Below are 14,516 nucleotides of genomic sequence, written 5' to 3' on the forward strand. Positions count from 1 at the left end.
CGCTATGCGATCAAATTATCGATTTCCTCCGCAGTAAGACGTTTGAGGGCGGCCAGCGATTTAGCCAATTCATCCTGGGCCTGGCCACTTTGGCCGGTTTTCTGCCGGACCGCGCGACTGAAGTCCGCCAGCACCGGCAGCTCGAACAACTCGTTGAGCGACACCTCGATCTGCAACTGGTCACGGATGCGCACCATCACCTGCATGACCAGCAGCGAATGCCCGCCCAGCTCGAAGAAGTGGTCATCCATCCCCACCCGCTCGACCTTCAGCACATCGGCCCAGATATCGGCCAGCTGCCGCTCCTGCTCGGTCTGCGGCGCCACATAGCGATGCTGCAGCTGGCTGGCGTCCGGCTTGGGCAAGGCCCGGCGGTCGAGCTTGCCGTTGGCGGTCAGCGGCATCCGCTCCAGCACCACCAGGTGTGTCGGCACCATGTACTCCGGCAGGTGCTCCCTGAGGTGTGCCTTGAGCCCATCACGCAAGGCCGGGACATCGTCCGCCGTCCAGCCGCTGTCCCTGGGCACCAGGTACGCCGCCAGTTGCCGGCCGCCCGGGCCATCGATGTCGACCACCACCGCCTCGCGCACCGCGGCATGCTGCTGCAGGCGCACCTCGATCTCGCCCAGCTCGATACGGAAGCCACGGATCTTCACCTGGTAGTCCGTACGCCCGACGTACTCCAGCACGCCGTCGGCAGCCCGGCGCCGAACCAGGTCGCCGGTGCGGTACAGCCGCTCGCCCGGCGTCTGGCCGAACGGGTTGGGCACGAAGCTCAGGGCCGTACGTTTCGGGTCGCCCAGGTAGCCGCGGCCAACCCCCAGGCCAGCGATATGCAGTTCGCCCGTGGCGCGCTCCGGCATCGGTTCGAGCAGATCGTTGAGCACACTCAGCCGGTTGTGATCGGTGTCCAGGCCGATCGGCAGATAGGCGCGCTCACGGTCCTGCAACTGCACCCGGTGCAGGGCCACGTCATCGGAGCATTCGGCCGGACCATAGGCGTTGATCAAGGGAATGTCCGGGTACTGGCGCAACCAGCGCTCAGCCAGCGCCGGGGCCATCGCCTCGCCCGTGGTCAGCAGGTAACGCAGGCTCGCCAGTCGCGCCACCGGCTGGTCGAGCAGCCCCTGGATCAGCGCCGGCACCACTTCAAGGACGGTGATGCCGGTCTGTTCCACATGCCTGAGCAACGCGGCCGGGTCCTGGACGATGACCGAGGGCACGATCTCGACGCGGGCCCCGCAGAGTGCGGCGGTCAGCAGTTGCCAGACGGAAATGTCGAAGCTCTGCGAAGCGGTCTGGGCGATCACATCCTGTTCGGTCAGCCCCAGGTAGGGCACCTTGCTCAACTGGTTGTTGAGCATACCGCCCTGTTCCACCATCACGCCCTTGGGCAGGCCGGTGGAACCCGAGGTGAAGATCACGTAGGCCAGGTGGCGGGCAGTGATCGCCGGCAGGGCCGCCGGCAACGCAGCGGATGCCGGCTGCTCCAGCACCTGCTCCCAGACCAGCAGCCGCGGCCGGGCCGCTTCGTCGATACGCGCCAGCAACTGCTCGGCCAACGCCCGGCAGGCGCTGCTGCAAACCAGCACGCGGCTGCCGCTGAGGGAGAGGATATCCGCCAGTCGCTGTGCCGGCAGCGAGGGGTCCAGGCCCAGGTAGCCGGCACCGGCCTTGAACCCGGCGACCACCATGCCCAGCAGCGGCAGACCGCGCTCACCGAGCACCGCCACCAGGTCGTCGGCCACCACCCCGCTGGCCTGCAGCGCCACCGCCAGGCGGTCGCTGTGCCGATCCAGCTCGGCGTAGGTCCAGCCCTGCCCCTGGCAAGTCGCCGCCACCTGCTGTGGAACCCGCTGTACGGTGCGGCGGAACAGTTGCGCATAACCCTGGTCGAGGTCGGCGCCAGGCGCATCGTCGGTATCGCGGCCCAGCGCCAGCGGCGCCTGCAAGGTCGCCACCAGGTCCTGGAAGTCCCGGTCGATGCCCTCGGCAAACGCCTGGAGCACCTCGCGCAGGTCGCCCAGCAGGCGTTCGACCGTGGCCTGCTCGAACAGGCGCTGGTCATAGGACAGGTGCAGCCCCAGGCTGGAGCCCGGGTAGATCACCACAGTGAGCGGATAGTTGGTGTGGGTCCGCGAGGAGCCGGACTCGATCTTCAGGCTATCGGCCTGTTCACCGATGCTGTCTTCGATCGGCGCGTTCTCGAACACGAACAGACTGTCGAACAGCGCCTGGCCCTTACCGACCTCGCTGCGCCCCTGGATGGTCACCAGATGCAGATGCTCATGCTCGCGCAGCTCGAGGTTGTGCGCCTGCACCCCCTGCAGCCAGGCCTTGACCGTCTGCGGATCGTGCGCGCCGGGAATCCGTACGCGCAACGGAATGCTGTTGATGAACAGCCCGACCGTGGCCTGCATTTCGGGGAGCTCGACCGGACGCCCGGAAACCGTGACACCGAACAGCACGTCGCGCTCGCCGCTGTAGCGGTGCAGCACCACCGACCAGGCCGCCTGCACCAGCGTATTGAGGGTCAACTGGCTGGACTGGGCGATGCGGGACAATTGCTGCGTCTGTTCGCTGCCGAGGCGGGTCAGGCAGTCGCCGGTCGACGAAGTACCGGCATCGCGGCTGATCAGGCGGTCGAACGGCAAGGCGGTCGGCTGCTCGAAACCGGCCAGCTCGCGTTCCCAGAACGTCGTGGAAACCTGCTCGTCGTGCCCCTGCAGCCAGGCGATGAAGTCTCGATAGCGCGGTGGCAGCGGCAGTTGCATGGCGCGCCCTTCCACCTCGGCAGCGTACAGTTCGAAGAACTCCGCCACGATCCCCATGCGGCACCAGGCATCGAGCAGGATATGGTGATTGCTCAGGACGAAGCCATAGCGTTGCGGCCCCAGCTGGATCAACCGCAGGCGGAACGGCACCTCACCGGCCAGGTCAAAGCCCTGTTGCAGCTCGGCGCTCAGCTCCGCGTTCAGGCGGGCTTCGTAGTCGGCGGCATCCACGCCCTGCCAATCCATGAAACGGATATCCGGGGCGACCGTGCGCCGGACGATCTGCACGAGGGTGTCGCCGACATCCCAGCAGAACGAGGTGCGCAGTACCTCATGCCGCTCGACCACCGTGCGCCAGGCCCGGGTGAAGGCCTGCCGGTCGATATCGTGGTCGATCAGGTAGCAGTACTGCATCAGGTAGATACCCGAGCCGGCTTCACGCAGGGTGTGCAGCAGCAGGCCCTCCTGCATAGGCGACAGCGGATAGATATCGGCGATGTCCTGCGCCGCCACCGGCAGGCGCTGCAATTGCTCGCGGCTCAGGCGAACCAGCGGGAAGTCCGATGGGGTCACGCCCTGGCCGGCGCCCGCGGCACAGTGAACGATCAGCGCCTCCAGCTCCCGGGCATACTCGTCGGCCAGGCGCTGCAGGGTCGACGTGTCGAACACCTCGCGGCTGAACTCCCAGTGCAATGCCAGCTCGCCGTCCTGCACCTGGCCATTGATGCTGATCAGGCTGCCCAGTGGCGCCGCCGCGTCCTGGCCCTGGCCGCTGTCCTCGCCGGCGAGCTGGAACAGGCCGTTGTCCTTGTCGACACCCTGCTCGACCTGCCCCAGGTAGTTGAAGACGATGCTGCCTTCGGCCAGGCCCTGCAGGGCCTGGCGCGCCGCCGGCGTGCCGAGGTAGCGCAGCAGGCCGTAGCCGATGCCCTTGTTCGGCACCGCACGCAGTTGCTCCTTGATCGCCATGATCGAACCGCCCAGCGAATCCTCGGGGCTCAGCCGGACCGGATAGAGGGTGCTGAACCAGCCGCTGGTGCGGCTCAGGTCCAGTCCGTCGAAGAGGTCTTCACGGCCGTGCCCTTCAAGACGGATCAGCGTGTCGGGCTGCCCGGTCCAGCGGCCGATGACCCGCGCCAGGGCGGTGAGCAGCAGGTCGTTGATCTGCGTCCGATAGGCGGCGGGCGCCTGCTGGAGCAACTGCCGGGTCAGTTCGCTCCCCAGGCGGGTCTGTACGGAGGCGGCATGGCGCCGCTGCTGCCCGCCTTCCGGGCGGTCACAGGGCAAGGCGTCGCTGACGCCGCGCAACTGCTCCTGCCAGTAGGCCAGTTCCTGCTCCATCAGCGGACTCTGCGCATGTTGGTGCAAATGCTCGGCCCAGGTCTTGAGCGAACTGCCGCGGGCCGCCAGGGCCGGCGCCTGGCCCTGGGCGATCGCCACGTAGGCCGATTGCAGGTCCTCCAGCAACACACGCCAGGACACGCCATCGACCACCAGGTGGTGGATCACCAGCAGCAGGCGCTGCCCGCCCGCCGGCAGGTTGACCAGCACCGCACGCAGCAGCGGCCCCTGTGTCAGGTTCAGACTGCGTTGTGCCTCGTCCAGCAGTGCGGCCAGCTCGGCAGTCGACGACAGATCGCGTACCCACAACATCCCGGCCGGCTGCTCCAACCGGTAGCGGGCCCGCCAGCCATCAGCCTGCGCCTCGAAGCTCAGGCGCAGGCCGTCGTGCTGCTCGACCAGCGTCGCCAGTGCCCGCTCGACATGAGCGGCCTGCAGGGTTTCGCGGGCCTTGAGCAACACCGACTGGTTCCAGTGATGCCGCTCGGGGATAGCCGTTTCGAAGAACCGCACCTGGATCGGCAGCAACGGCTGCTCGCCGCTGACCTGCTGCGGCGCCTCGACGGCCGTTTTCTTCTCGATCAGCTTGGCCACCGTCGCCAGTTGCGCGATGGTCTGCTTCTCGAATAGTTGTTTTGGACTGAGCTTGAGCCCCTGGCGCTTGGCCCGGGCGATGATCTGCAGGCTGAGAATCGAGTCGCCACCGAGTTCGAAGAAGTTGTCCGTGCTGCCGACCCGTTCCAGCTTGAGCACATCGGCCCAGACCGCGGCCAGTTTCTCCTCGATCTCGCCCATCGGTGCGACATAACGTTGCTGGGTCGCGCCCGGCACGGGCAAGGCGCGCTTGTCCAGCTTTCCATTCGCGGTCAGCGGCAGGCGCTCCAGCACCACGATGTGCGCCGGTACCAGGTATTCCGGCAACCCTGCCTGCAGTTGCTGGCGCAACGCCTCGCCTTGCAGGGTGAGGCCTTGCGTGGCCACGCAGTAGGCCACCAGTTGCAGGCGCGTGGCATCGCTCTCCAGAGGCAGCGCGAGCACCACCGCCTCAGCCACGCCGTCGAGCCCCAGCAACAGCTGGGCGACTTCGCCCGGCTCGACCCGGTAGCCACGAATCTTCACCTGGTCATCGGCACGCCCCAGGTATTCCACCCGGCCATCGACCCAGCGCGCACGGTCGCCGGCCCGGTACAGGCGTTCGCCCTGCTGCGCCGCGGGATCGGGCACGAAACGCTCGGCGGTCAGCGCCGCCTGCCCCAGGTACCCCAGGGCCAGGCCGGCACCGCCCAGGTACAGCTCGCCCGGCACACGCTCGGCCACCGGGTTCAGGTAGGCGTCCAGCACCTGCGCCCGGTCGTTGGCCAGCGGCTGGCCGACCGGCACCGTGCGGCAGCCGTCCAGGCGCTCGCGCACTTCATGGGTGAGGATCCCGACGGTGGTCTCGGTCGGGCCGTAGTGGTTGATGATCCGGCAATCCGGCGCCAGCTGGCGGACCTGTTCGATCAACGCCCAACTGCTGGCCTCGCCACCGAGGATCAGCAGTTGCCGTGGCAGCACATCAGCCGCACGAGCGGCCTGCAACAGCCCCTGCAGGTGGCTGGGGACGATCTTCAGCACATCGACCTGGTGTTCGTGCATGTAGGCGGCGAAGCTGTCCGGGTCGAAGGCATGTTCATGGGACATCAGGTGCAGCAGCCGGCCGCTGGCCAGGGCCCCGAACAGCTGGGTATGGCCCAGGTCCGCGGCAACGGTCGAGACCAGCGCCAGGCTCGCGCCGGGCGCCAGTTGCAGGCGCTGCAACACCGCCTGCACGTAGTTGGCCAGGCCGCGATGGCTGATCAGCACGCCCTTGGGCTGCCCGGTGGAACCGGAGGTGTAGATGATGTAGGCCGGCTGCTCGGGATCGACCTGCAGCGCCAGTGCCGAATCGTCCTGGTCGGCCCATTGCTGGGCGACCGGCGCCAGCGCCGGGCACACGCCCAGGCCGGCCGCCAGGCTATCGCCCGGAGCATGGATCAGCAGCGCCGCTGCACTGTCCTTGAGCAATTGTTGCAGGCGCTCGGCCGGCTGGCGGTTATCCAGCGGCAAGTACACCGCACCGGTCTTGAGCACCGCCAGCAAGGTCACCACCCAGTCGACGGAGCGTTCCAGGCACAGTGCAACCACAGCCCCGGCGCCGATACCTTCGGCCAGCAGCAGACGCGCCAGTTGGTTGGAGCGGCGCTCCAGTTCGTCATAGTCGATCAGTTGCGTACCGCAGCGCAGCGCCGGCTGGCCACGCCCGGCCTGCAGGCCCTGCTGCCAGAGCGCGAGGAAGTCCGCGCAGGGGAACGGTGCCTGGGCGGCAGCCGGGTGTTCGGCGGCCGCGCCCGGCTGCTCCAGCAGCGGCGCCTGGGCGGCGCCGACCATCTGCTCCAGCACCTGTTGCCAGGCCCGGGCCAGACGCTCGATCGTGCCGGCCTCGAACAGGTCGGTGGCGTAGGTGAACTCGGCCTCGATGCCCTCCGGGGCATCGGTGAAATCCAGGGCCAGGTCGAAACGTGCATCGGCCACGCCAATGGCGAATGCCTCGACGCTCAAGGCCGACTGGACCGGGGCAGCGCTGCTGCGCGCGGCCAGCACGTTCTGGTTGATCTTGACCTGGAACAGCGGGTTGTGGCTCAGGCTGCGTTCCGGTGCCAGGGCATCGACCAGTTGTTCGAACGGCAGTTCCTGATGGGACTGCGCGCCGCTCACCACCTGCTTGACCTGTTCCAGCAACTGTTCGAGGCTGTCGCGTTCATCCACCTGGATGCGCAGCACCTGGGTATTGATGAAGAAGCCGATCAGCCCTTCCAGTTCCTCGCGGTTGCGCCCGGCATTCGGCGCGCCGATGCGAATGTCCGCCTGGCCGCTGCTGCGCGCCAGCACCACGGCCAGCGCCGCCAGGGCCTGCATGAACACGGTCTGGCCGTTCTGCCGGGCGCGGGCCTTGAGCTGTGCCGAGAGTTGCGGCGGCAGGTTGGTGCGGACGATGGCCCCCCGATGACTGGCCACCGCCGGACGTTCATGGTCCAGCGGCAGCTCCAGCAGCGGCTGTTCCTCGCCCAGTTGCCGCTTCCAGTAGGCCAGTTGGCGCTCGCCCTCGCCGGCTTCCAGCCAGGCACGTTGCCAGATCGCGTAGTCGGCGTACTGGATCGGCAACGGCGCCAGCCCCGCCGGGCTGCCGTTCACCTCGGCCAGGTAGAAGCGGATGAATTCCTGTACCAGCAGCTCGCCCGACCAGCCATCCGAGACGCTGTGGTGCATGCACAGGGTGAGGACGTGCTCATCCTCGTCCAGGCGCCACAGCCGCACCCGCAGCAACGGCCCCTGCAACAGGTCGAATGGTGTCGCCAGTTCGGCGGCCACCCGCTCCTGCAGGCGCGCCTCACGGTTTCCGGCAGGTTCCCCGGCGATGTCCACCCGCTGCAGGACGACCTGCGACTCGTCGAGAATCTCCTGGTGGAACTCGCCTTCGACCGAGACGAAACGGGTGCGCAGGGCTTCATGGCGATGCACCAGCAGGGCCAGCGCGCGGCTCATCGCCGCCTCGTCCAGGGGGCCGCTCAGGCGCACCGCCATGGGCACGTTGTAGGCGCTGTTGTCCGGGTCCAGTTGCCAGAGGATCAACATCTGCTGCTGGGCGTAGGACAGTGGAATCCGTGCAACGTCATGACGGGTTTCGGTGATCGGCAGTAGCCTGAAGCTCTGCCCGCTCTCGCTCATTTTCTGCAGGATCTGGCGGCGCTGTTCCAGCGGCAGGCCGACGAAGCGCCGGGCAATCCGTTGTGCTGTGGTCTTGTCCATCTCAGGCCTCCGCCATTTCGTTCATCATGCGTTCGATGTCGGACAGCCCGTCATCGGTCAAGGCCAGGCCCGCGTCTTCAAATGCTTGGGAAAATTCGTTCAATTGCGGTTTCTCGAAAATAAGTCGCAGAGGAATGTCGATGCCAAGACCCGAATGAATCCTGGAGATCACCTGGGCCGCCAGCAGGGAATGGCCGCCCAGCTCGAAGAAGTTGTCGTGCAGGCCCACCCGCTCGACCTGCAGCACCTCGGCCCAGATCGCCGCCAGTTGCTGCTCACGCTCGCTGCGTGGGGCCACATAGTCCTGCTGCCAGAGACTCGGGTCCGGCTTGGGCAGGGCCTTGCGATCGAGCTTACCGTTGGGGGTCATGGGCATCTGCGCCAGCACCAGTAGGTGCGCCGGGACCATGTAGTCCGGCAGGCCGGCCTTGAGGTAGTCGCGCAATTGCCCGCGCAGAACCTGCTGGGTGGCCGCGTCGGCCAGGGCCAGCGCCGGGTCGTTGGGCACCAGGTAGGCCGCCAGCTGCTTGCCCGACGGCCCGTCGATGTCGATCACCAGGGCCTCGCGCACCTGCACATGCTCCTGCAGGCGCGCCTCGATCTCGCCCAGCTCGATGCGGAAGCCACGGATCTTCACCTGGTGGTCGATACGCCCCACGTACTCGATCAGGCCCTCGTCGCGATAACGGGTGACATCGCCGGTGCGGTACAGCCGACCACCACCCTGCTCGTCGAACGGGTCCGGGATGAAGCGTTCGGCGGTCAGCGCCGGACGCTGGTGGTAACCACGAGCCAACAGCGCTCCGCCGATCAGCAGTTCGCCACTGCCGCCCTGCACCGCCGGATTGAACGCCGCGTCGAGGATGTACATGCGCCGTGCGCCCAGTGGTCGGCCGATCGGCATCAGCACCGGCCGGGGCAACTCGCCGCGCACGTAGGGCCCGCACTCCAGGTAACTGGCGGTAATGGTGGTTTCGGTCGGGCCATAGGTGTTGAGCAGGCGGATAGGTTCGAGGCCTGCCTGCTTCCACAGGCCGATGCCCTCGGCCGGCATCGCCTCGCCGGTGGCGCTGACCTGGCGCAGCGCACCGAAGTCACGCAACCCCAGGCGACAGAAGTCCTGGGCCAGCAGGTACCAGTAGGCGGTGCTCAGGTCGGCCACGGTGATGCCCGAACGCAGCACCTCGCGCTGGAAGGTGGTGCTGTCCCAGACCTCGTTGCCACGCACCACCACACCCGCCCCACGGCACAGGGCCGGGAACAGTTGCTCGACGAAACCGTCGAAGTTCAGGGTGGAGAACAGCAGCACGCGGTCCTGCGGCACCAGGCGGAAGTACTCGATGGCCACCTGGCAGTGGGCGCTCAGGGCGTGGTGTTCGATGGCCACGCCCTTGGGCTTGCCGGTGGAACCGGAGGTATAGATCACATAGGCCAGGTTGTGCAGTTGGGCCGGGCTCGCCAGCGGCTGCTCGTCGTAACCCTGCAGCCAGTCCCCGGCCTGGTCCAGGCACAGCACCGGCAACCCCGCCGGCAGCGGCAACCGCGCCAGCAGCGGGCTGTGGCTGAGCAGCAGGCGAATGTCGCTGTCCTGCATCATGTAGGCCAGGCGATCCTCGGGGAATTCCGGGTCCAGGGGCACATAGGCGCCGCCGGCCTTGAGGATCGCCAGCAGCCCAACCACCATGTCCAGCCCGCGATCGACCGCGATACCCACCGCCACTTCCGGGCCGACGCCCATGTCCCGCAGCTTGCGGGCCAGGCGGTTGGCCTGGCCTTCCAGTTCGCGATAGCTCAACTGCTGCTCGCCAAAAACCAGCGCCACCGCCTCGGGAGTGCGTTTTGCCTGGGCCTCGATCAGTTGGTGCACGCACTGCTCGGCCGGGTAATGACCCTCGATCCGGCTCCAGTCCTGCAACACCCGCTGCGTTTCCCGGACATCGAGCAGCGGCAGTTCGGCGACCGCCTGCTCCACACCATCACTGACAAGGGCCTGCAACAGGTTGCGCCAATGGCCGGCCAGGCGCTCGATGGTGCCCGCGTCGAACAGCGCGGTGGCATAGGTCAGCGATGCGCGCAGGCCCTCCTCGCTTTCGAAGGTGTCCAGGGTCAGGTCGAACTGGGCGGTATGGCTGCCGCTGTCCAGTGCCTCGACCTCGAGGCCCGGCAAGGGTCGCACCGCGCCCTTGAGTTCGGTCTGGTGGTTGTACATCACCTGGAACAGCGGGCTGTGGCTCAGGCTGCGCTCCGGCTGCAGGGCCTGCACCAGGTGCTCGAAGGGCAGGTCCTGGTGAGCCTGGGCACCCAGAACCGCCTGCCTGACCTGCTGCAGCAACTGGTCGAAGCGGGTATGCAGGTCGAACTCGGCACGCAGTACCTGGGTGTTGACGAAGAAGCCGATCAGCCCTTCGGTTTCCACCCGGCCGCGGTTGGCCACCGGCACGCCGACGCGAATGTCGTTCTGCCCCGAATGCCGATGCAGCACGGCCTGGAACGAGGCCAGCAGCAACATGAACAGGGTCACGCCCTGCTGCCGGGCGATGCCCTTGAGCCCCTGGACCAGCGCACGATCCAGTTCGACCTGGGTACGGGCACCGGCATGGCTCTGCAACGATGGCCGTGGCCGATCGGTCGGCAGTTCCAGCACCGGCTGCTCACTGCCCAGCTGATCGCTCCAGTAGGCCAGTTGCCGGGCCTGCTCGCCAGCTTCCATCCAGTCGCGCTGCCAGTGGGCATAGTCGGCGTACTGGAAGGGCAACGGCTTGGGTTGCGGCCGTTGGCCCTGGCTGAAGGCCACATAGGCCTCGATCAGCTCATCGACCATGATCGGCATCGACCAGCCGTCGGAGACGATATGGTGCAGGGTCACCACCAGCACATGGCGTTCGTCGCCAAGGCGCAGCAGCCGGGCACGCAGCAACGGCCCCTGCTGCAGGTCGAAGGGTGTCAGCACTTCACGGTCGATGCGTGTCATCAGGGCCGCGGCATCGATATCGCCCAGCACCTCGACCGGCAGATCGAAGGCCGCTGCCGGATGCACCACCTGGACTGCCTCGCCATCGCGTTGGGCAAAGGTGGTGCGCAGGCTCTCGTGCCGCTCGACCAGCGCCTCGAAACTGCGGCGCAGCGCCTGCGGGTCGAGGCGACCGTTCAGGGCCAGGGCGGCCGGAATGTGATAGGCGCTGTTGTCCGGCTCCAGTTGCCAGAGGAACCACTGGCGCTGCTGGGCATAGGACAGCCGCAAAGGCGTCTGGCGATCGACGGCGACAAACGCCGGCGCAGAGGTGCCGCCCCCCTGCCCGGCACTCTCGGCGAAAGCGGCCAGGTCACGGGTCTCGAACAGGCTGCGCAGTTCCACGTCGATACCCAGCACCTGCCGTGCCCGGGCGATCACCTGGGTCGCCAGCAGCGAGTGACCGCCGAGTTCGAAGAAGTTGTCGCCCAGCCCCACCCGTTCGACCTTGAGCACTTCGCTCCAGATCGCCGCCAGTTGCTGCTCCAGCAGGCTGCGCGGCGCGACATAGGCCTGCTGCAACAGCGCGGTGTCGGGAGCCGGCAGGGCCTTGCGGTCGAGCTTGCCGTTGGCGGTCAATGGCAAGGCCGGCAACAGCATCAGGTGGGCCGGGACCATGTAGTCGGCCAGATGCCGTTTCAGGTAGTCGCGCAGCGTCCCTCGCCACGCGGCCTGGCGCTCGGCATCGGCCAGCAGGGTCGCATCGCTCGGTACCAGGTAGGCCGCCAGTTGTCCGTCCAGGGCCAGCACCGCGGCCTCGCGGACCTGATCATGCCCCTGCAACCGCGCTTCGATTTCCCCCAGCTCGATGCGGAAGCCGCGGATCTTGACCTGCTGGTCGCGGCGGCCGATATAGTCGACCACCCCGTCGCTGCGCAGGCGTGCCAGGTCGCCGGTGCGATACAGCCGCCCTCCCTGCGGATCGAAAGGGTTGGCGACGAAACGCGTGGCCGTCAGCCCCGCCTGGTTCAGGTAACCACGCGCCAGGCCGGCACCGGCGACATACAGCTCGCCGATGCAACCCGGCGGTGTCAGGTTCAGGGCATCATCCAGCAGGTACCAGGACAGGTCGACGATCGGCTCGCCGATCGGGCTGCCCGCCGACTGGTCGAGGTCGGCCAGCGACAACGGCCGGTAGGTCACGTGCACGGTGGTTTCGGTGATGCCGTACATGTTGACCAGGGTCGGCGCGCGCTCGCCAAAACGTTCGAACCAGGGGCGCAGGCTCTGCACCTCCAGGGCTTCGCCACCGAAGATCACCTGGCGCAGCGCCAGTTCGCGCGGCGACGCCAGCGCCACCGCCATCAGCGACTTGAAGGCCGAGGGGGTCTGGTTGAGCACCGTCACTTGCTCGTCGCACAGCAATGCATGGAAGGCCTCGGGCGAACGGCTGACCGCGTACGGCACCACCACCAGCCGGCCACCATGGAGCAGGGCGCCGAAGATTTCCCAGACCGAAAAATCGAAGGCGTAGGAGTGGAACAGCGTCCAGCTGTCCTGGCTGTCGAAGCCGAACCAGTGCCGGGTGGCGTCGAACAGGCGCAGCACGTTGCTGTGGGGCAGCAGCGCCCCCTTGGGTTTGCCGGTGGAACCGGAGGTGTAGATCACATAGGCCAGGTTATCGACATCGACCCGGACCTGCGGGTTATCCTCGCAACCATCCGCCCCGGCGCTCCCCAGATCCAGGCACTCGACCTCGGTCGGCACCGGCAGACGCTCCAGCAGATGCCCCTGGGCCAGCAGCAGTTTCAGGCCGCTGTCATCAATCATGTGACGCAGGCGTTCCTCGGGATAGGCCGGGTCCAGCGGTACATAGGCACCACCGGCCTTGAGCACCGCGAGCAGGGCCACGATCATTTCCAGCGAACGCTCGGCCGCGACGCCTACCCGCACGTCGGCGCCCACGCCACGGGCGATCAGCCGATGGGCCCAGCGGTTGGCCCGGGCATTGAGTTCGGCATAGGTCAGCCGCTCGCCGGCACAGACCACGGCGACCGCATCGGGACGCCGCTCGGCCTGGTCCTCGATCAACTGATGCAGGCAGCGCCCGACCGGATGCACCTGCGGGGCCGGATTCCAGCGCGCCAGCACCTGCTGCTGTTGCGCCGCATCGAGCAACGGCAATTCGGCGATGCGCTGGCGCGGATCGCTGACGATCGCCCGCAGCAGGCTCGCCCAGTGCTGTAGCAAGGCCTCGACGGTCGCCGGCTCGAACAGGTCGGTGGCGTACTTGAACACGGCCTCGATGCCATGGGCCTTCTCGCTGGTGTCGAGCACCAGGTCGAACTGGGCGGTCTGGCTCTGCCATTGCAGCGGCTCGATCCGCAGGCCGTCCAGATCGGTGCCGGACTTGAGCCGACTCTGCGCCTGGTGATTGAACATCACCTGGAACAGTGGACTGTGGCTCAGGTTGCGGCCCGGCTCCAGGGCCTCGACCAGTTGTTCGAAGGGCAGGTCCTGGTGGGCCTGGGCCTGCTGCACGGTCTGCCAGACCTGGCGCAGCAGCTGCTCGAAGGTCTGTTGCCCATCGACCTCGGCCCTGAGCACCTGGGTGTTGACGAAGAAGCCGATCAGGCGCTCGATCTCCGGCCGCTCGCGATTGGCCACCGGCACGCCAACCCGGATATCGGCCTGGCCGGTGTAACGATGCAACAGGGCCTGGAACGAGGCGAGCAGCACGCTGAACAGGCTGACGCTCTCGCGTCGGGCCAGGGCCTTGAGCCCATCGCCGAGGGCCGGTTCCAGGGTCAGGTTGCAGCTCGCCCCGGCAAAACTGCGGGACACGGGACGCGGATGATCGGTCGGCAACTCCAGCACCGGCTGTTCGCCGCCGAGTTGCTGCTGCCAGTAGGCCAGTTGACGCTCCTGCTCCCCCGCCTCCATCCAGTGGCGTTGCCACAACGCATAGTCGGCATACTGGATCGGCAGGGCCGGCAGCTCCAGGGTCAACCCCTGGCTGAGGCTCTGATAGCACTGCACCAGCTCTTCGATCATCACCTGCAGCGACCAGCCATCGGCGACGATGTGGTGCAACGTCAGCACCAGCACGTGCTCGTCGTCCGCCACCCGCAACAACGCGGCCCGCATCAGCGGGCCATTGCGCAGGTCGAAGGGGGCCTGGCCGTGCTCGAGCACGAACGCCTGGACCTGCGCGTCGCCCGCGCCGGCCGCCAGGCGCTCGACCGGCAACTCGAAGGTGCCGGCCGGCAGCACCACCTGCAGCGGCTGCCCGTCGGTCTCGGTGAATACCGTGCGCAGGGGCTCGTGACGCGCCACCAGGGCCTGCAGGCTGCCCTGCAGCGCCGTCACATCGAGCCGACCCTGCAGGCGCAGGGCCATGGCAATGTTGTACGCCGCGCTGTGCGGCGCCCATTGCCAGAGGAACCACTGGCGCTGCTGAGCGTAGGACAGGCGCAGCGGCTCATCGGCCGCGCGCTTGAACACCGGCGCGATCTCGAACAGGTTGATGCCCTTCTGCCTGAGCAGAGCGGCCAACCCCTTTCGCTGCATCGCCGAAAGTTGCCCTACCGACTCGATTAACTCCTGCACGCGTTGTTCCCTCTTAC

2 protein-coding genes are annotated in these 14,516 nt (G+C 67.4%); both read right to left on the reverse strand.

Annotation, left to right across the window (positions count from 1 at the left end; genetic code table 11):
• Positions 1–2: 2 nt before the first annotated feature.
• Positions 3–7,940 (reverse strand): non-ribosomal peptide synthetase, encoded by a 7,938-nt coding sequence (locus PF66_RS12465; RefSeq protein ID WP_054062860.1) that lies wholly within the window; start codon positions 7,938–7,940, stop codon positions 3–5.
• Between the two features lies 1 nt (position 7,941).
• Positions 7,942–14,499 (reverse strand): amino acid adenylation domain-containing protein, encoded by a 6,558-nt coding sequence (locus tag PF66_RS12470; protein WP_425357895.1) that lies wholly within the window; start codon positions 14,497–14,499, stop codon positions 7,942–7,944.
• Positions 14,500–14,516: the final 17 nt, after the last annotated feature.

The organism is Pseudomonas asplenii (assembly GCF_001293465.1).
GTDB classification, from domain to species: domain Bacteria; phylum Pseudomonadota; class Gammaproteobacteria; order Pseudomonadales; family Pseudomonadaceae; genus Aquipseudomonas; species Aquipseudomonas fuscovaginae_B.

What these genes read in the sequence shown, in the direction of transcription:
- PF66_RS12465 (WP_054062860.1), bottom strand. Translation starts at nt 7,940, where the DNA reads ATGGACAAGACCACAGCACAACGGATTGCCCGGCGCTTCGTCGGCCTG.